Annotated in this window: 15 protein-coding genes; 6 read left to right on the plus strand and 9 right to left on the minus strand. The window is 31.6% G+C overall.

All coding sequences use genetic code 11. The features are described from left to right. Window positions 1-29: 29 nt before the first annotated feature. From EW028_RS19330 to EW028_RS19340, 3 genes are all read right to left on the minus strand, one after another. Window positions 30-998, minus strand: a complete 969-nt coding sequence (locus tag EW028_RS19330; protein ID WP_048394862.1) for a tRNA dihydrouridine synthase — start codon at window positions 996-998, stop codon at window positions 30-32. A 309-nt stretch (window positions 999-1,307) separates the two neighbouring features. Continuing rightward, entirely contained in the window at window positions 1,308-2,291 is a 984-nt protein-coding gene (locus EW028_RS19335; protein ID WP_131521981.1) for a bile acid:sodium symporter family protein, read from the minus strand. Window positions 2,292-2,302: 11 nt separating this feature from the next. Continuing rightward, window positions 2,303-3,688 carry an FAD-binding oxidoreductase gene (locus EW028_RS19340; protein ID WP_131521982.1) on the minus strand — a complete coding sequence of 462 codons (1,386 nt, stop codon included), beginning with the start codon at window positions 3,686-3,688 and terminating at the stop codon, window positions 2,303-2,305. A gap of 225 nt (window positions 3,689-3,913) precedes the next feature. On the opposite strand from EW028_RS19340, the gene EW028_RS19345 reads away from it, so the two are divergent. After that, window positions 3,914-4,639, plus strand: coding sequence for a FadR/GntR family transcriptional regulator (locus EW028_RS19345; protein ID WP_131521983.1), 726 nt, complete (start codon window positions 3,914-3,916; stop codon window positions 4,637-4,639). A 638-nt stretch (window positions 4,640-5,277) separates the two neighbouring features. Here EW028_RS19345 and EW028_RS19350 read toward each other — a convergent pair. From EW028_RS19350 to EW028_RS19375, 6 genes are all read right to left on the minus strand, one after another. After that, window positions 5,278-9,408 carry an NACHT domain-containing protein gene (locus EW028_RS19350; protein ID WP_131521984.1) on the minus strand — a complete coding sequence of 1,377 codons (4,131 nt, stop codon included), beginning with the start codon at window positions 9,406-9,408 and terminating at the stop codon, window positions 5,278-5,280. Between the two features lie 409 nt (window positions 9,409-9,817). Further along, window positions 9,818-10,585, minus strand: coding sequence for an HNH endonuclease (locus EW028_RS19355; protein WP_131521985.1), 768 nt, complete (start codon window positions 10,583-10,585; stop codon window positions 9,818-9,820). Window positions 10,586-10,605: 20 nt separating this feature from the next. Continuing rightward, a complete protein-coding gene (locus EW028_RS19360) occupies window positions 10,606-11,331 on the minus strand; it encodes a hypothetical protein (RefSeq protein WP_131521986.1) in 726 nt (241 codons plus the stop codon). 192 nt (window positions 11,332-11,523) lie between these two features. Beyond that, window positions 11,524-13,467 carry a DUF3732 domain-containing protein gene (locus EW028_RS19365; protein ID WP_131521987.1) on the minus strand — a complete coding sequence of 648 codons (1,944 nt, stop codon included), beginning with the start codon at window positions 13,465-13,467 and terminating at the stop codon, window positions 11,524-11,526. After that, on the minus strand, window positions 13,464-13,961 hold the full coding sequence (locus EW028_RS19370) for a three component ABC system middle component (protein WP_131521988.1): 498 nt from the start codon (window positions 13,959-13,961) through the stop codon (window positions 13,464-13,466). The genes EW028_RS19365 and EW028_RS19370 overlap by 4 nt, the downstream gene beginning before the upstream one ends. 2 nt (window positions 13,962-13,963) lie before the next feature. Then, window positions 13,964-15,169 (minus strand): ABC-three component system protein, encoded by a 1,206-nt coding sequence (locus tag EW028_RS19375; RefSeq protein ID WP_131521989.1) that lies wholly within the window; start codon window positions 15,167-15,169, stop codon window positions 13,964-13,966. A 714-nt stretch (window positions 15,170-15,883) separates the two neighbouring features. Between EW028_RS19375 and EW028_RS25355 the strand changes: the two genes are divergently transcribed. From EW028_RS25355 to EW028_RS19390, 5 genes are all read left to right on the plus strand, one after another. Next, a complete protein-coding gene (locus EW028_RS25355) occupies window positions 15,884-16,042 on the plus strand; it encodes a hypothetical protein (RefSeq protein ID WP_193767404.1) in 159 nt (52 codons plus the stop codon). 5 nt (window positions 16,043-16,047) lie between these two features. Next, window positions 16,048-17,424 carry a recombinase family protein gene (locus EW028_RS19380; RefSeq protein ID WP_131521990.1) on the plus strand — a complete coding sequence of 459 codons (1,377 nt, stop codon included), beginning with the start codon at window positions 16,048-16,050 and terminating at the stop codon, window positions 17,422-17,424. Next, entirely contained in the window at window positions 17,421-18,920 is a 1,500-nt protein-coding gene (locus EW028_RS19385; RefSeq protein WP_131521991.1) for a recombinase family protein, read from the plus strand. Before EW028_RS19380 ends, EW028_RS19385 begins: the two co-directional genes overlap by 4 nt. A gap of 387 nt (window positions 18,921-19,307) precedes the next feature. Beyond that, window positions 19,308-19,469 (plus strand): hypothetical protein, encoded by a 162-nt coding sequence (locus EW028_RS25360; protein WP_193767405.1) that lies wholly within the window; start codon window positions 19,308-19,310, stop codon window positions 19,467-19,469. Next, complete coding sequence (locus EW028_RS19390) at window positions 19,466-20,950, plus strand: recombinase family protein (protein ID WP_131521992.1); 1,485 nt, start codon at window positions 19,466-19,468, stop codon at window positions 20,948-20,950. Before EW028_RS25360 ends, EW028_RS19390 begins: the two co-directional genes overlap by 4 nt. The last annotated feature ends 18 nt before the right edge of the window (window positions 20,951-20,968 follow it).

Below are 20,968 nucleotides of genomic sequence, written 5' to 3' on the forward strand. Positions count from 1 at the left end.
ACTTTATTAGTGGTTCCATCATTTCATTGTCATTCAATATTGTTTGATTCAAAGTTGTCTAGCAATACACGCACTTCATCCGTTGATTTTGTGTTCATCAATTGACTTCTTAATTCACCAGCTCCTCTGAATCCTTTGACATAAATTTTGAAGAAGCGATGAAGCCCTGTGATGGAACGTGGTAGTTCTTCCGCGTATTGATCTTGAAGATCGAGCTGCAGTCTTAAAAGATTAAGATACTCTTTACTGCTATGCTCTTTTGGCTCCTTTTCAAAAGCAAAAGGATTTTTAAAAATACCTCGTCCAATCATTACGCCATCAATCCCGTATTGTTCAGCTAGTTGAAGTCCCGTTTGACGGTCAGGAATATCTCCATTGATCGTCAGTAGCGTATTAGGTGCAATACGGTCACGTAGTTTTTTGATTTCCGGAATAAGCTCCCAATGCGCATCTACTAGGCTCATTTCCTTTCTTGTTCGTAGGTGAATCGAAAGGTTCGCAATATCCTGCTTTAATATATGCGTTAGCCAATCCTCCCACTCATTTACATCCTTGTAGCCAAGCCGTGTTTTCACGCTAACAGGCAGTCCGCCCGCTTTTGCTGCTTGAATTAATTCTGCGGCCACATCTGGTCGGAGAATAAGGCCACTCCCCTTCCCTCTTGATGCTACATTCGGTACAGGGCAGCCCATGTTAATATCAATGCCTTTAAAACCTAGCTCTGCCATGCCAATACTCATTTCACGGAAATATTCGGGATTATCTCCCCAAATATGTGCCACCATTGGCTGCTCATCTTCTGTAAAGAGCAAACGACCGTGCACACTTTTCTTTCCCTCTGGATGACAGTAGCTATCGGAATTTGTAAACTCAGTAAAAAACACATCTGGTCGACCTGCTTCACTTACAACGTGACGAAACACAACATCTGTCACATCTTCCATCGGTGCCAATACAAAAAATGGTCGTGGTAAATCACGCCAAAAATTATCGATCATGTTAATTCCAAATCCTCTCACTATGGATAAAACTCCATGCTCTCAGTTAAAAATTATAAAGTCAAATGTTACATTTATCTCATTAGCTAATGCAAAAATCAACAATGTTTATTTTAACGAAAATCAGTCCTAAATGGTATTTTAACAAACAAAAAAGTAGATGGTATAGATTGTTTCTACCTCATCTACTTTTATTATACCTAATTTTCATTCCTATATTTTTTCGAATGGATCCATTTGTGAGGTGGATTTAAACAAAATAGATAATATGACTGCACTACTATCGGGTGGAATTCAAATATTTACTTTCTATATTTGAGTTCTGCGGTTATCTTCTTGCATCTGTTTATTATACTGTACCTCTGGTTTCTCTGGTTTTTTCGACCAATAGGTAGCGAGAATCGGACCAGAAATATTATGCCAAACAGCCCCAAGTACACTAGGTAGGGCCGCTAAGGGACCGAAGTGGGCAGTGGCTAACGCTACACCCAGACCAGAGTTCTGCATGCCAACTTCAATTGAAATAGCTCTTCGATTGCTTTCATCGAGGCCTAATACACGAGCTGTTATATAACCAAATAACAATCCGAATGCGTTATGAAGCACTACAGCTGCAAAAATAATGGAGCCTGCCGAAGCGATGGTATCGACATTACCAGCAACAACAGCAGATACAATAATCATAATAGCAACTACTGAAATAAGAGGAATCACATTAATACTTTTTTCTACGATTTGAGGAACAACTCTTCTGATAATAATCCCTAGGATAATAGGGATAATAATTACTTGAATAATTGAAGTAAACATCGCTATGGGATCAACTGGCATCCATTTACCTGCAAGCAATAATAGGATGAATGGTGTGGCAATTGGAGCTAATAATGTCGAAAAGGATGTCATTGTGATGGACAAAGGTACATTTCCTTTAGCTAAATACACCATGACGTTTGAAGCAGTTCCACCTGGTACAGATCCAAGAAGGACTAGCCCTGCAGCTAATTCTGCTGGCAAGTTCATTATATAAGCAATTAAAAAAGCGGAAAGTGGCATGATAACATATTGAGCACATACACCAATAATGACTGGTACTGGATTCGTTATAACCAATTTAAAGTCTACTGCTTTTAGCGTCAGACCCATGCCAAACATAACAATGCCTAGCAAAATCGTGATATACCCCCCAAATATTAAAAAGGGTTTTGGAGCTATAAAGGCAATAACAGCAATACAAATAACCCATATAGCAAAGTATTTACCAGCAATGGTACTAATCGTTTCTAAAATCTTCATATTTCCACTCCCTATATTTTTATTTTCAATATTTTATTCGGATTGAAAAGTGTGTCAGGGTCAAGTGCTTGTTTAATCTTTTCCATCACTAGAAGTGCTTTACCGTGTTCTTTCTCTTGATATTTCTGCTTACCAATGCCCACACCATGTTCTCCTGTGCAAGTTCCTCCTCGTTCTAGTGCATACATCACAATCAACTCATTTAATTCATCAGCTTTCTTTATTTCCTTTGGATCATTCATATCAATCATTAATAGTACATGGAAATTGCCATCACCAACATGTCCAACAACCCCACCTGTAAGCGCTAACATATCAAGTGCTTCTCTTGCATGTTCAATAGCACCTGCTAACTCGGATATCGGTAAGCAAACATCGGTTACCATTAGTTTTTTTCCTGGATGACCATGGACATAGGCGTAAGCTAAATTATGGCGAGCTTCCCATAGCTGATTTCGGGCTGCATTATCCATCTCAAATTCAATATTTTTGCAATTATGAGCCGCTACAATCTCTTTCATAAATTCTATATCTTGCTTTAAGCCAGCCTCATTCCCCTCAAACTCTAAAAATAAGGTTGGTTGTTCCTCATAAGCTGTTTGACTATACAAGTTCACTTGTTTCATTGAAGGTTCATCTACAAGTTCAACTCTTGCAATGGGAATTGCCGCTTGTAGAATACTCACAACTCCTTCCACAGCATCATTCACTGTTTCGAAGGACGCTCTAGCAGCCATGACACATTCAGGAATACCATAAACTCTTAACGTCAACTCAGTAAAACAACCAAGTGTTCCCTCTGACCCAACAAATAGACCGTTTAAATGATAGCCCGATGAAGATTTCTCTGCTAAATTCCCTGTATGAATCACGGTTCCATCTGACAGAACAACCTCTAAATCTCGAACTTGATCGCGCATAGTTCCATATTTAACAGATGTTGTCCCACTAGCATTTGTTGCGGCCATTCCTCCAATTGTCGCATCTGCTCCTGGGTCTACGGAGAAAAATAATCCATATTTCTTTAACTCTTTATTCAATTGAGAACGTGTCACCCCTGGTTGAACTTTCACAAGAAAGTCCTTCTCTCTAACTTCTACTATTCTGTTCATGAGTGAAAAATCAATTGTTATCCCATGATTATAAGGAATCACATGTCCTTCTAAGCTTGTTCCTCTTCCAAATGGCACTATTGGTACTTTGTATTGATTTGCTATGTTCATTATCTTACTCACTTCTTCTGTCTTTGTCGGAAACACCACAATATCGGGTAGACAGGCACTATGATAGGATTCATCACTGCTATGCTGTTCTAAAATCGTTTGATTAATTGTCACTTCAATTTCTGGAAGAACATTTCGTAGGGCCCTCACTAATTCTTCATTTGTAATAATCATTTTTTCCTTCCCCTTTTACTCTCATAGTATTTGGATTGTTTAATTGATAAATTTATATGTCATACCAATTTTCCGTATTCTTAAAATTGGTCCAACCTTTTTACATTGTACTAAATATTCAGAAAATATCAACTATTAATTTTTTTCGTAAATTGATAAACATGCTGTATTTCTGTATGATTAAAGCGTTTATAGTACTATGTATTTAAGGTGGTGAGATAGGTAATGCCTCAACCAAAGAAAAAAGCGTATCAGGTAATCGTTGATCAAATAAAGGAATATTTTTTAAATGGTGAATTACAGCCTGGGGATAAACTCCCGACAGAAAGAGAATTAGCGAGTCGTTTTAATGTCAGTCGGACATCCGTAAGAGAGGCACTTCGAAAGCTTGAAATAAAGGGATTTATTGAAATTAAACAAGGCAGTGGTAGCTTTATTAAAACAGTAGAATCCCATACTTTAGGTGAAGAGCTTTCCTCTACAATTATAAATACTGAAAAAAAATTAATTTATGAAATGTTGGAACTTCGCCAAGCACTTGAAGTAGAGTGTGCCTTTTTAGCTTCCCGACGAGCTACTTCTGAAGACTTAGAACGAATTAGCAAAGCATTAGACATGATGGATCAAGGTAAAAATGATGTAGAATTAGGAATTCAAGCAGACCTAAGTTTCCATCATAATATTGTACTCGCTTCACATAACTCTATATTTTTGCAATTATTTCAAACCCTTAGTGAGCATATGCAAGACACAATCCGAGCTACCCGCAGACAACGCTTGGAAGATCCAGAACGAACGCAAGAAACCATCGATGAACATAAAAAAATTTACTTAGCCATTGCTTCTGGAGATGCGAACCAAGCTAAGCAACTCATGGAAAACCATATCACGCAAATAAGACGAGAATTGACAGAGTCTCTTTTAAGTCATATTGGAGAAAAAAACAATTAAAACTAGAGGTACACAATGATATAGTTTATAAGTGATAAGATGTTTTGAATGGTTTTTGTCAATGTGAATTGACTCAATTAGTGAAGGTTTCAGATGGATGAAATTACATCGAAAAAAACTCGGATTCGTATTTGATCGAATCCGAGTTTTTATTGATTTTAACTAAATTCCGTCCTAAAACGGTAATTTTTATATTGTATAGATGAGTTTAGTAATGTGTTACACATTTAACTTAAGCCATGCCACGGCTTCACAATGTGTAGAGTGTCTGTGGCAACACATTGGTGCTGGTGGGTTTACAATAATGGCTAGGTTCCTATTTCAGTGGGATCTAGCCTATTTTCATTATAAACATTTGCTAAATTAACATAAATTCGCAAGACATATAAAGGACTTAATTCGTCACTCTCCTTCAAAAAACTAATTGCATATCGATAATTCTTTATTCTTAAAACAAAATTATCAAATACAAAATCATCATTATCCTTATATTCCTTCATTATACTTAGCAACTTGTTGAATTTGTTCAAATTTTGTATAAGAAATCTGCTGCAAGATAGCTCTAACTGCTTTAACCTTATCCATTTGGAAATAGACATTAAAACATTTCAAAAAACGTTAAGAAGTATAATAAAAGGCTAGTAAACGAATAGGTTGACATCATTAACTAAGCTCTTAAATAGGTTTAAACACATATTTTTGTCTCCTAATACTTCATATACTTTCATCAATTCTAAATAACTATCATGTCCACCACCTTCATTTATAAGGTAATTTACCATTTGCTGTTTTGAATTTCCATTATCTAAAGCTGCAACTATCCCCAAATATAAGTATTTACTGTTTTTCTTTAGATGGGTCATATCCGGATATCTATTTTCACGCATATGATTAATTAATATATCAATACCACCAAAAAATTCTAAGGATATACTAACCAAACATTCATAATGTTCAAGGGCATCCACACAATACTTAGAGTCAAAATCAGCGAAAAATTGTTCCACTTTTTTTTCAGAATCCAACTCATTAATAATTTTCATTAAGTCCATTTTTTCTGAGTTAGATAAAGTTAGAGTCGTATTATATTCTGCTTCTTTTTTCTCATCTACATCTATCGGTTTCGAAAATTGTTCACATAATCTGCTATAACTCTGAAACTCTGTTGAATATAACTCTCTTCCCCAACCTGCATAATCAAGCCTATCTATCTCGTTTCGAATATTTTCAAAAACCTCGACTTGTTCTCTTTTACTATAAAAATCTGATAAGGCTAAAGCTAAGTATACTTGTATTTTTCCATAAAAATAGGACAAATTTGTTGTTTGATTATAATTATCGAAATAAGAATCAAAATTCATGATACATTCTTCAACTTCTGTTAAAGGTAATCCTAAATCAACCATTGTCACTGCAACTTCACGATGTAACTCATTACTTAACTTTTCAAACTTGATTAACTTTTTATAACAATAGAATGCGATTTCAAAATTAGTTCTAATCAATACATTAATTAACATCTCAGATACACTATTGGCTACATTGTTATTATTTAATTTAAAAGCTATATCTATTAGTTTATCAATGTATACATATGCTTGTTCTTTTGAAATCCAATGATTTTGAAGTAAAATTTCAAAGGACCCAATAAGTATCTCATCAGCTAAAGTATCTTTTCTGGAATTCATCCTCATAATCCCATGATCGACACCGCTTAATAAAAATTCATAGCTTTTATCTTCATCAAAATCAGATAACAAATAGGATAATATGAACATAGATTCGCTTGTACTCGAGTAATCTATATCTTTGTAATTTTCTTCAGATGTTAACCCTAATAACTCAAAAGCACTAAATAATTCCCTATACTTTTTACAATTGGTTTTCTTTATTTGGAAAAAAATCACTTGAATATTTTCTATTTTCTTATGATTGAGGTAATTAATACAACCCTTAACCGATTTTATATTTTCCTCATTAAATACAAATGCGTTACCAAGTAGCAAACGAGCATAATATCCAACAATTGAATTTTTATAAACAGTAGAGGAGGAGAATAATTTTACCATTTTAGCTAAAGAACCAGTTCCATCTAACAATAAAACATACATTTTATAAAAATCGTTGTATGTCATTAAACTTCTATGCAAAATAATTTCCATGCTTTTATTGTTTCTATTTGGCAATGATAAAAATGCAATAACATTATGATGGTTTTTCCAAAATACAGAACTTTCTATTCTTCCTAATTCGGTTACATATTTTTCAATACAATTAATTTCTTCATCCGTTAAATCTTCACCTACATATTTTTTAAACCCATATAATAAGGCCTGATTTAAACCTTCAGTAGGATTTAAAGAGCTAACTCTTTTTGTGATTTCATTTTTCAAATCTGGATGTTGGTGAATTAACGCTAAACACTCAGGTTCACAAATGGAAATTAGATAGGCTCCCAATTGATATTCATTGAAGTCTTTTATAAATGACACAAATTCATTTGGGTGTTCCGTAGTTAAAATATACGTTAATGACTTCATAACAGTTAATTTGATTGGGGGGTTTTCTCTCATAAAATCCTCTGCAAATAAATCACGTGCATTCTCGGATAGCATTTTTTTATAATCATCTATGTTTCTTTGTATTATAACAATATCAATATAAAACTTATTTCTCCAAAATTCATTTGCAGATTTTTCATCTGTGTAATTGAGATTATATTTAACTTCAATAATTATCTGCATAATTTCTTCATATTTCGCAACAAAAAGTATTACAGTTTCCCTCTTATTCTGTTTATGTAGCTCGACTATACTTCTAAGATAGATATTTAAAAAATAATCAATTTCTGTATCTTTAAATCTGGCTTTGGTTTTTAAACTTTGCAATTTTTCTATAATCTTATTTGGCAACCCTAATAGATAGTCTCTAAACATAAGATTATTATCATTTATGATAACTTCAAATACCTCGTTTTTCTGGCTAGTTAAAGCGTATGGTAAGTAGTCTGACCATTTATAATTAGGATCATCAGCTCCCCAATTTCTGTTGTTACCCAAGTAAACATCATATAATCCTAAACTTTGAGATAAAACTATATTATTTGTTTTATTAGCTTTATTTTTCAAATATGGGATTAACATTTTATAGAAAAAGTCATTATTTGTTAACAAATACTTTTCACGGAGAAAATTGCTATCATCCTCCATTTTCTCAACAATACTTAGCATAAGAAAGTATTCAGAATACCTTCTATGCTTATAGGTATATGATTGTACAGTGTTAGTCCCGTAGACATCAAAGTAATTCTCTGCCATGAAATCAATTATCCTATTTATTTCTTGATAATCACATCTTGGTAATAGCTCTAAAAATAATGAATATATTTCCTCATATTTAATACTGATAATTTGATGTTCAAAACTATATAAAGATATTTGCTTATTTAATTCAATGATAGTCTCTATTTTGGGATTTGGTAGATTTAATTCATATAGATATTTTGTATGAGCTATATTATTTAAAGTCTCATTAATATGGATTTCTATTAAGTCTGTTATATAACTATCTCGGTTGATTTTATCAATTTCTTTCCATAATATTGATAATGTCAAAGTATCTTGAATGCTTTCAAAAAATGTTGGATTAGATTTTTCAAGTGTACTAAGCAGCTTCTGTTTTTCACTTACACCTTTACTTGAAAAATACATTTGTATTTGTTTCTTTGACAAGCCAACTATTTGATGTTCAACAATATTTTTATAACCCATTTTCAATTTGAATTTATTTGGACTTGCTAATCTTGAAGAAATAATTATTGATTTAGTTGATACTTTGTCCGCTAACTCAAAAATATATGACAATGTTGTATCAATTCTAAGATCTGATACTTCATCTAAACCATCAAACAGGTAGATAAACTTGGTACCTCGATCCCTAATTCTATAATCATTCTGTCGGTTACGAATTATATTTTCTAAATTGTCTAGGGAAACAATATTTAAATTTACATACATCGTCATAGCCGCAATTTTATCTATAACAGCTATTTTTTCCGCTTCACTACTTTTATCATTCCCTGTATAAAGTTGTAATATTTTATTCATACATACACTTTTCCCTGATCCGGGACTACCTGATAATAAATGTATTTTATTTTTACTTTTTAGAATTTCTTTAGAGTAATCAGTGATTGATTTTCTTTTCTCCTCTACCTGTAGCTCTAATTCTATAAATTCTTTCGATAAAAGAAGAGTATTTGATCTAATGTTCTTACTATCTAAAATAAATCCTAACTTATCGGGCTCACCAAAGAAGAGATGAGCTAAATCTAAATTCTTAGGTTTATTTAAAACTGATTCGAAATGATTTGTGATAAACCACTCCACCGTCACACCTTTTTTTGCACATAGATCTACAATTTTTTGAGCACCCTTACTACTTGATTGAATTTTACAATTTAAAAAGATGACTATATGATTTAATTGATTTTTTTCTTGTTCTTCGTTAGTAAATGTTTTAAGTGCTTTACTTATCGACTTTTCAATATTACTATAATTTGCTCTTTCAAAGAATTTAGCTTGGAAGCCATAATACTTTCCATCAGAATATAAAATAGGCATAGTTTCAAGACCCACTTGATTAAAATCAGCAATAATTCCTTCTGTTTGTCCAAATCTTCTGCAAAAAATGTGATAACATAGCAATTCAAAAGCAGTTGTATAATCTTTATTCTTTACTTTAAAGACATCCCAATTAATTTCTATCAAATTAATTCTCCTTTGATAAATATTACGTCTTTTTTAAATTTGACGGTCTAATTCTTTATCGTGAAAAAGGAATCAATATTTTCAAGTTCAACTCTCCCTTTTCCCATTTCATATATAAATAACTAATAAAGTCATACACCTCAACAGTGTCTTCCTCCTGTATATAGTCATGTTTAATCTGTCTTAACCTCTTCTGTATACGTTTTTGTAAAAAACAATACTTTATAATCTAAATAAAAATCCGAAAACCTTTTGCGAGGTTTCCGAATAAGAATTTCAGAATTGTTTCTGAATCGTGTGTGTACGTTGTATATTATAAAAGCTCCAACCATGTAACCGCTTCACAAAGTGGTCAGTGCTAATAGTGAACAATATATTTTAAGATGATGTAGTAGTATCCCTGAAATCTTTAGTTCTTAAATTTTTTCTTAAATGAAGATATATCTGTAGGACGTCCAAAATCCTTAAAACATTTCAACACTATCTTCCCATGTTTCCCTAAATCCCAATTATGTTCATATGCCTTTTGAGTTATTACATCCATATTACTATTTAAATCATCTAAACCAAAACCGGTTTCTACATATAGTGAAATTTCTTCTCGGAAACTTAAAAAGTTGTTGTCTAATAAAGCCTTGATAATTATCAAATTATCCCCACCTTTTTTTGAGATTTTAGGAATATTAAATTTACCAAGATCATATCTTCCAAAAAGGTAAAACATCATATTTTGTTCTGATGTTGTTAGATCAAAAAACTCTTCAATTGATTCTTTAAACAACTCATAATATGTTCCAAAACTTAATTTATTGTAAACTCTAACTAAATCACTTTCTTTTAGTTGGTCTTTAAATAAGACAACTTCTCTACCTCTAACCTCTTCTTCATGCTGCTCTTTTAATTCAAGTAAAAATTCAACTGTATATACCATACCATTACCTTTTTTATCGATTAGAACATGATGATTTGGGCATAACAATATCAAATTTCCATAACTATCTACTTCTTGTTTACTCATCGTACTATCGTGTCTTTCACTTCCTGGCTCTTTACCCTTAATGTGACATTCTTGGCCTATAACATCTTCGTTATCTGAAATTAACTGGGTTTTACACATAGCACATTTATTACCTGAACGACTCCATAATTTTTTTCTAGTAGGATCAGTGATTCCCATTAAAAGTTCCTCCTTGAATTCTATTTATATTGCTTTTTCTGAATTTTCATAGAAGTTTCAGGTATTTTTATATCTAATTTAAATGGACGAGTGCCTGCCTCATTAAAAACTATTTGAACATCTTTATTTCCACTCAAAATCTCATAATCTTTAATAATGTAATTATAAATTTCTTTATAATTTTCTAAGCTATGAAAACAACTATGATAAAGACTTAATAACCAATGTCCTTCATACTTATTGAATTTTGCTATATAAATTGGATTAAAATTATTTAAATACCGTTCCAACTCTTCTTTCGGCCAAAACTCTTTAATATTTTCAAGATGCGCATTTAAAAGAGATTCAGGTTCATGTAGCCCCCAGTTTCTAGAGTTATTCATTTCATTAAGCATTTCTGATAATTCATTTGGTATTTCTCCAATTAATTGTTTAACTTCTATATTGCGTTTCACAAGCTTTCTCTTAAATTTATTATAGGACATCGAATCATTTTGCATATCCCCAAGTAAATTTAATATTTTGTTTTCAACAAATTGAGTTTTATCTCTATAATCCTCGTATAAAGTTGCTTCAATCTCAAGCTTCGGATTTTCTAATAAACCTATATTTTTTACCAAATTTTCCATTTCATTGATATACTTTTTTAATGATTTAAAATGCTTATTTAAGCCTACAATAATTTGTCTTAAATAAATTAAATAATCATTTTTCGAGACTACTCTAAATTGCTTATAATTATTCATTTATTGCTCTCTCCTAATTTACATATTAATAGTTTAATATTTATAAAAATTGATATTGCTCAAATAGTTTCTTTTGATTTTAGAATGATACAAGTGATCATGCTGTCGTATATAAAAATTTGTAAAAAACAGAAGTGGCATATCTTAAATCCTTATTTGCGGAAGTCATATTTAAAATTAGAATATAAATATTTATTTCTTTTCAGGCCATCCTTTTGGTATTAATCCACTTGTACCTTTTTTCCATCTATACTTTACTGCTGATTTATATCTATCATTGTTTCTAAAATATGCATGTTCTAGTACAATAATTTGTAAAGATTCTCCACGATCGACCTCATTAAATAGGGCCTCAAAAAACGTTAATAAACTTGATCTCTCATTATCAATTTGTACCTCTTCTGGCTCTTTATCTGGTGGGAAATAAGGACGACTTAACTGATCGAATAATAATACTCCAGGAACTGGACTATTTAATTTAGCAAATTGGCGATGCATTGCTAATAAAAATGCTACGTGTAAACTAAGGTAATTCTCATCAGAACCCACATCACGCATACTTTCACTATGCGTTATTAATGAAACACCTACATTTAAATTTCGTAAATTTATATAAACCGGATTATCTTTGTATCTGCCCTCAAATGGTAAATTAGATATTATTTGTGTTGCATCTGAAGAAATTCGTCTTTCTATATTCTTTAAAGATTCCAATCTTCCTTCAATGTTTACTTCTTCATGTAAATAATTAAATCGTTCTTTTAAAGAATTTAGCAATCTGACATCTTTATCAGGAGTATCATTATAATCATTTTCTATAGTTTCTAAATACAAACTTATTCTTCCGATTGTTCTATATCTACGTTCAAGAATATTTAAGTTTTCTTCTGCTTGCTCATTTTCGTTAATAATCGTTTTAATTTGATTCTTCAAAGTATCTATTTTCTGCTCTACTGAACTTAATTCAACTTGAAGTTCATTAATGTAGTTATCTAATTTAGGACGATCTCTTTCAATTCCGCCTAAATCAGTTTGTACTTTATTAACTAGATCATTTATTTTTTTAACCGCTGAAACCTCAGTTTTTATTGTACTAGAACAAAGTGGACACTCATGAATATCTGATGGATTTTTAAATATATTTATAACTTCAAGTTTTCTTCTTTGATTATTAACAGTTTTATCGAAATTATTCATAACATTTAACCTATCACGCGCAGAATGAATTTTATTCTTTATTTCTATAGCTTTAGCTTGAGCTTCTGCTAACTGATTATGTAAAAGAGGGGTTTTATCTTCAACTATTTTTGTTTCTTTTTTCACATTCCAACGTATCACTTTTTTTAAAGTATCTACATAGTCTTTTTCTGAATAATTCATAGAATTAATATCATCACATAATCCGAGTTGTGAAGCTTCTTGAATTAAGCTCAACAATTTATTATTAACTCCCTCATTCAATTTATTATATATTTCTATTTTTTTCTCTAATCTTGTAATTTGCTTTTTCATTTTATTATATTCAAGTTCTTTTTCTAAAGTACTCTCATCTATAACATTAAAAAAATATGGCAATGATTGAACTATATTATTTTTTTTCTCAGGTTCGTTTGCACCTCTTAATAATGTGTTTTTACTTATAATAACGTCATCATCTTGTATTAAATATGGCATAGTATTTCTAACTGAGATCTTTTTTGAAGTACTATTTTCTATAAATGATTCGGTTTTAACATTACCAATTCCTAATATACTTTCAAAGTGATTAAGCCCTCCCTCTAAATTAGTAGTCTTTTTAATTTCACTAGCTCTATTGGGAATGTCAATATTAACTCCTTTATCAAAATAAATTTCACCACTCGACTTTTTACCGATATTAGGAACCTTTCTAAAAAAAGCAAAATTTACGTTTCCTTTAACCCAAAGAATACCTACCCAACTAAGACTAGAGCGCACAAAACTCGGAATATGACATTCACTTGACCCCATTAAGTAGTCAATAATTTCTGGAATTGCAGATTTACCTGTCTGAGAATCTCCTGTAATAATTGTTACATCTTCAAGATTAAATTCCAATTCTTTCATTTTTTCATGATGACTATAAAGAAATATTTTTTTTATATTCCATCTGTTCATAATGTTAACCCCATAATATTTAATATGATTTTTGAAGAATTCATTTGTCCACACCAATTCCCTAGTTTTTTAGATACTGAAAAAATTTCTTTTAAATCCTCCCCAGGTGGTGTATTTAAAAATATTTTAAGGCGTTTTTGTACTATACCTTTATTATTTTGGTAAAACTTACCATGATTATTAATCGAAATTATATCATTCCCGATACCAAATATTATCGATTCTCTAGTGATATTGTTTGTCGACTCTATTCTTTCTGCAATATTAATTAAAACTTGTGGCTCTCTTGTTAGCCATGTTAATAATCCTGTACTTGTATTTGTTCCAATAAAAGCTTCTCTATTACTTTTCGATAGTACAATTGGAATAGGTAAGAAAAGAATTGGTAACTCACACCCTTCAGTACTTACTTCCTCATACCCCTTTAGAAAATGCCAAAGAACTAAAGAACAAAAAGCGGGGTTAGTTGATGCGTATATATCAGAAGAAATCACACTTATTCCTCCTTTTTGATTTTCATTTCATAATCTGGATGCCAACCAACCTTAAGTTCATCTGCAAGTTGCTGATAAGTCCCTTGTACTAAGTAAGACTGCTTCCAATTAGACTTAATAGATACTACTTCATATGGTGCTGTTTTATGAGACCAGTCTAACAAATCTCGACCAATTCTAATTCTCTTTTCTTCTTCACATCCCTCTAAATCATCTTTCATAGGGAGGAAAGAATCTTCCCAAAGTTGAACTAAATGATTGTCATACTTATTTAATTCATTACTAAATAAAATATCATCTTCTAACCATTTTTCTCTTTGATTTCTAGCTTGCCATCTTACTTTAGCAGCTCTTTTTTTTCTACTAGATCCCCCGTTAACAATTTCAATTTGTAATTCCATATTCCCACCCAGTTCACCATCAATATCTGCCTCATCAGCTTTATCACTATAATCATCTGGGAGGCTATCTTCCTGAAAACTAATATACAAATTATGAATTTGTTGTGTTAGTTCTAATTTACTTATTTCTCTATCAGACTCTTCTATTAGACCTAATACTACTCTACGTTCCCACCACTCTAGTAATCTTTCCACGAATTTTTTTCGTATTTTGGGTGGAATAGTATTTTTAATTCTTTTCTCTACTTCATAATTAATGCCCTTAATATTAAAATTACTAGGATGGATTGTTAATCTATCTATCAAATCTTTCTTTTGTATCTCTGTTAACTCAAGATACGCCTTACATCCAGGCCATCTAGTTTTATATGGTATTTCTTTATTTTCTTTTTCAGCCTTAACTCTAGCATTAGAAACTCTCTTTGCTTCATATAAAAGTGAATCAATAACATCTTGTCTTTCTGATCCAGTAACAGATAATTTATTTAACGAACATTTTTCATCTATTTTTAAAGGAGTTGCAAAAATAAAGTATGTTTTTTCATCAATAAGATCTTTTTGTATCAATCCCGCCCAAATTCTTAGAGTTTTCCACAATCCATCATTTTTTTCATTTAAAAATCCCGCGACTTTTATACTATGTTTTAATTGATATAAATGTTTTTCCCTACCTACTAAATAAACATCATCTGCTGTTTCAATACTAACTTTATCGTAGTCATTAGCATCTAGTAATGTCACTAAAGCATACATTCCCTGATAGTAATAACCTAAATATGAGTCCACTGCAGAATGTGGATTTGTCATTCTATCCCCTCCCATCCAAATGTTAGTGTATTTACCCTAAAAACACAATTGTATAATACTATATTATTTTATATGAAAATGGGAAAATTACATATTTGTGTTCTGTTTTTAAATTTCAAACTAAATTTCCCAACGAAAAATTTAAATTTAAATACGAATAATATTAATGTTGTGAATGCAACTTGTATATCAAAAGACGAAGTGGATGTTCCCACTATGTCTTTTTATTTTCTCTTTAAATAAAAAAAGAATAGATATCATCAGATGTAAATGGTCAATTTGACCTATAAGAAAATTCGTACCCCAAGAGTAAGATGTATAACGCTTGAGGCCAAGAGCATCTTTATAACTTTTACACTCTATTTAGAAAGGAGGGGTCCCCTACGGTGGAGGACAGAGATTATCTAAAAAACACTGAATCGAATAAACAATGTTTAGACCATTGTGAAACCTCCGGTATCTCTAGAACTGTTATTAATTTGTTCATCCACCTACAGGAACAAAAGCATGAACAAGATTATAAGAAAACTTCAAATTCCCGGATACCAAACAAAAGTGATTGTTAATCCAAGGAAGAAAAAATCTTCGATTGCAGATGTTGTGCAATTATCACTGAATTTTAATAAGGATGAAAAAAGAGATTCGGAGAACTAACGTATAAAAAGTTTCTCTCCAGGCAATGATTATTACAAAATCATACTGGAGGGAACAAAAATGAAAGAAAAATATCGAGTTGTCAAAGTCAGTTACTCTGAAGAGCTATCATCAGAATCAGAACTATGGTTTAGACGTTTTATTGAGAAAACGCTATTAGACCATGTCGTGAAAGATGATTATAGACTACGAGCTTTACTGATTAATAAGAAAGGATAATTTACATGAAAAAAATAATAGTTATTTATATGCGGGTCAGTTCAGCAGCACAAAGTCTTGAATTACAAGAAACTGCTGCAAAAAGATATCTTGAATCGATTGATTTAAGCGGAGACGAGGAAACAATTATTTATCTATCTGATTACGATGTTTCTGCAACAAAATTAAAAATGGACCAGCGACCAAAATTGGTTGAATTAATTAGCCTAATTAAAGAATTCAAAGTAGAAAAGCTAATCGTTTATAAACGTGATCGTTTAGCTCGAAACTTTTATGAATTTGTAGATTTAACAAAGATTTTTATTAAATATAATGTAGAAGTTGTATACACAGCTAGTAATGAACCACCCTTTAAAAACAAGCTAGCCCTCGAAGCATTTTATGGAATGTTTGGGCAACTTGAAGGCGAAAATATTCGTACACGTACGAATGATGCTCGCAAACAATATCCTTCACGTCTTTTTGGCTACACACGAATAAAAGAAGATGACCAAGCTCGTTTCCAAATTAATGAGGATAAAAAAGATGTAATTCTTTCATTATTTGAGGATTTTAGTAATGTCCAAGACGGTGATCAGTTTCTAAACTTTTTAATGGTGAAACGTAAAGGTTTAAATAATCCTGAAAAGTTGTTTCGTATTTTATCAAATCCTTTTTACGCTGGACACTATGAAACAAAAAGTGGTTATCAAATATTACCTCATGTAACACCAATAATTGATTTAGATCTTTTTCTTAAAGGTAAATCTAAGCTAGATGAGTATTTTTCTTATTATCAAAAAAGTTTAGAAGGTGCCAATAACCAGTTTTTAGTGCTACCAAATTGCGAGAAGTGCGGAAATGTAATGAAGCATCGAAGAGAGAATGTATTTGATATAGGAAACTTTGTATGTAGTAATAACCACAAACGACTTTCAATCACAGTTGAAGAGTTAAATAGTTTAGTTAAACAAACATTATTAGAACACATCCAATCGATTTCCGCCAAACATTTAAAAAGCATTATTTCTAAACGCATCATCTCAGAAAATAAAAGGCTACAAAAAGAATTAGAGATAACTAAATCTGAATTCCTAGATAATTCACTAACGCTAAGTACTATCGATGTAAAAAGAAAACCTGCTATTGCAAAGCTTTTAGATAAACTACAATCTTTAAAAGATAAGTACAATGATTTAGAACAAGATTTGCTAAGTCTACAGAAACTCCGGGAAGAAATTTTAGAAATTCGTTCACTATTAACGCCTCTTACATTAGATTTAACACTACAAGACCTTCAACGACTGTCCGAATTGCTTATTGATAAAGTAAAAGTTTATGAAACTTATGTACATGTTGAACTATTCCTTTCATCATTTGACAAGGAGGATAGGGTCTCATGAAAAAATTAAAATCTACTGGTTATTTACGTTACTCTGATCTGAAACAGGAAGATAATCATTCATTAGAAATCCAAAAAAGCCATATTCAATCATTAGCAGAAAGGGAAAATCTCGAAATCATTGCATGGCGAGCTGATAAGGCTGCTAGTGCATTTCATAATAACATTAGTAAACGAGTAGGTATTAAACTAATTATTGAAGATATTAAGAATGGTGCAGAGGCTGTCTGCTTCTACGAAGAGTCTCGTATAACTAGAAGCATTACTGATTTTTTCAATGAGGTTTACTCGCCGATTAAAATGGAGTATCCTCATGTCAAATTTTTTAGTACTCAATCTGAAGCAGAATGGAATCCAAATGATCCAATCGTGCAGGCAAAGCTTGTCTTTGCTGCAGAGGAATCAGAAATAAAATCTGTCCGAGCAAAAGATGCTCAAAAAAGTTTACTGTACCGTGAGCATCCAACAAGACCTGGGAGTCGCACCCCTATTGGCTATGATATGATCGGGGGGGTTTTACATCCTAATAAAGATGCTGAAATAGTCCAATTAATTTTCCATTTAGCTTGTTGGGGACACTCTAATGAAAAAATTGCTGATTACCTAAACAAATGTAACATTACAACTAAAAAAGTGAAGTATTGGAACAGTAGCACAATCGGATATATTCTTTCAAATAAGGTTTACTCAGGAAATCTAGCTTGGAACGTTAGGACTAGTTATGAATCTAGTAAACCGAAGCATGAATCAGAGATAGATTTATTCAAAAATGTTCATGAACCCATTGTTAGTCCAACAGTCTTTCACTTATCTAAACAAGTAAATGATTTAAAAAAGCAATTTGGCACAATGAATACACCATATTATCTCCGCACAATAATAAAATGTAAAAAATGTAATTGTTTTTTAGTTGCAAAAGATAATTCTCCAAAGGGTAAAAACGGAAAATACATGATTTATAAATGTACAAGATGTAAAAAATCTGTACCAATAATCACTACTCATCAAGCTGTGCTAAATGATCTGCAGAAAAAATGGAATACACAGCTCCTTAACTTTTCAGCTACCTCTAAGGAGCAACTAAAAAGTTGGTCTACTAAACTTACTAAAACAACAAGTAGCATAAAACAACTTCTTGAAAAAGTACAATATAACCAAATTATGATGTCTACAGATATTGAGAATAACTCTCTTTTAGCCGAGGTTTTTCATACTACCCAGCAGCATTTAAAAAATGAATTAATCTATACAAATGAAACACTAGATGAAATTGATTCTCTTCTTAAAGATGATTATCTCGACAAAATTTTAAAAGAAATGATACAACAAAGCTTTTTTAATTTTACTGATACTGAATTACGAGTATTTTTCTTAATGTATTTTGAAGAGGTTGCAATTAACTTTGCGAATAACAACGAAATTCATATTAATTACCGCCTATCTCCATTTGTTTCATTAGATATTTCAACTGGCTATATTACCGAACAATTTAAATAAAACGATATTTTGACTGGTTAGGAAACCGAAATAAAATTTACTAATTATACTTTCACAAAACTACTTACTTCTAAATCCCTTGATATCAAGCGATTTAGAGCATAGCCATTCGGTTTTCCAACCATCTTAGTATACTTCGATGGCTATATAACCGAAAGCTATAATTCATTTATGGTCAAGTAACCGAAAATCTAAACTTAAAAAATAATTATTTTTTTAAGAGTCTTAAAATATAAAAATGCAAAGATATAATGATTTAAGAAATGCTTAATCAAATATTGTAACCCGATAAGCGAAAACCGCAGAGGTCACATAGTCAAACTTTTTTGGCTATGTGATTCTGCGGTTTTTTATTTTTATCAGTAATTATAAAGGAGAAACATTTTAATGAAAATTATTCGATCATATGCATCATCTGATAAAGCAGTAAATGCTTCACATATTTTACGTCAACTAATTGAATTAGAACTCGAAAAGAAAGTAAATACTAATGCTATAAACCCACCAGCATCTCATAAAAAAATTAATCATGGTGGTGATTATGTATGAGATGCGCAGTATACGCACGCGTTTCAACAAACATGGATTCACAAGCAACATCTATTGAAAATCAAATCGACATTTTTAATAATTACGCTGCTCAAAAAAACTGGGAAATCGTAAAAGTTTATACAGATAAAAAAACTGGGACAAAGAGCAATCGTCCTGGATTGAAGGCTTTAATTAAAGATGGTAAAGATGGTGAGTATGATGTCATCTTAGCAAAGGAATTATCACGTTTAGCAAGGAATGGTAAACTTTCTTATGAACTACGGGATATCTGTCAATTTAACAATATCCATATAGTCTGCCTTGATAATTCCATAAATACACTGGAAGGAAACGTTCAAAACTTTGGACTATTCGCTTGGCTATATGAAACTGAGTCAGCAAATAGCAGCCGTCGAAACAAACAAGCAAAAAAGGTAAAAGCACAACGCGGTCTCTACATTGGTTCCCATCCTCCGTATGGCTATTCAGTTGATAATGGTGTATTGAAAATAAAAGAAGATGATAAGCCAAATATTGTAAGGCGGATATTCTCTGATTATCTCGAAGGTATAGGTATGGATACCATTGCTAAAAATTTGACGACAGAAAAAGTGCTTACACCTGCACAAGTTGCCAAGAAATCAAATGCATCAACACAATGGCATGGTTCTACAATTAAGAAAATTCTTAAGAACAGACACTATATTGGGGATCTCGTACAAGGTCGATCTGAAACGATATCTGTAACTTCTTCATATAGAAGAGAAATTGATGAAGAGAATCAAATCTTCAATGAGAACACTCATGAGTCTATTATTGAAAAAGAAACATTCAATAAAGTTCAGGAGTTATTGCAACGTCGAACAAAATCAGGTACTGCACCACAAAAACACCTTTTTACAAACTTACTTTACTGTGAAGAATGTCAGAAAGGTATGTGGTACAAAGCCAATCAGAAAGGGTATCGGTGTGGTGGCAACTTAAGGCATGGTGATACGTTCTGTGTGAATAAAACTGCAGTGCGTGAAAGAGAATTAATTGACGTTATCATGAATGACCTAAAGCCATTATACAATACTTTGAAAGAGGAAAGTTTTGTACAGACCTTGTTGAAAAAACTCAATAAGAAAAAGCATCAAATTCAAAAAGAGCTAGAAAAAACTAAATCTGATATTGATGCTTTAAAACAAAAGAAACTTGAATATGTCCATTTATATACTGACAATATTATCTCGAAAGAAGAACTGATTGAGTATCGAGATTTAACAGATAACAATATTAAGGAACTACAAACTAAGAAAGCTCAATTAAATGAAAAAGCATCCGAATGTGAAGAAGAAAATTATGCAGTATCTATAGGGAGAAAACTAAAAGATGTTCTTTCCTTAGATGCACTAACGCCTCCTATTCTTCATTCATTGGTTGAGAAAATTACTTGTACTCACGATGGTTATATCCATATTCATTACACCTTCGTGAACCCCTTACAAGTAGAATAAAAACTGTATAGAAGGGCA

Origin of the sequence: Lysinibacillus sp. OL1 (assembly GCF_004332175.1) — a bacterium.
In the GTDB taxonomy this organism is placed as follows: domain Bacteria; phylum Bacillota; class Bacilli; order Bacillales_A; family Planococcaceae; genus Lysinibacillus; species Lysinibacillus capsici.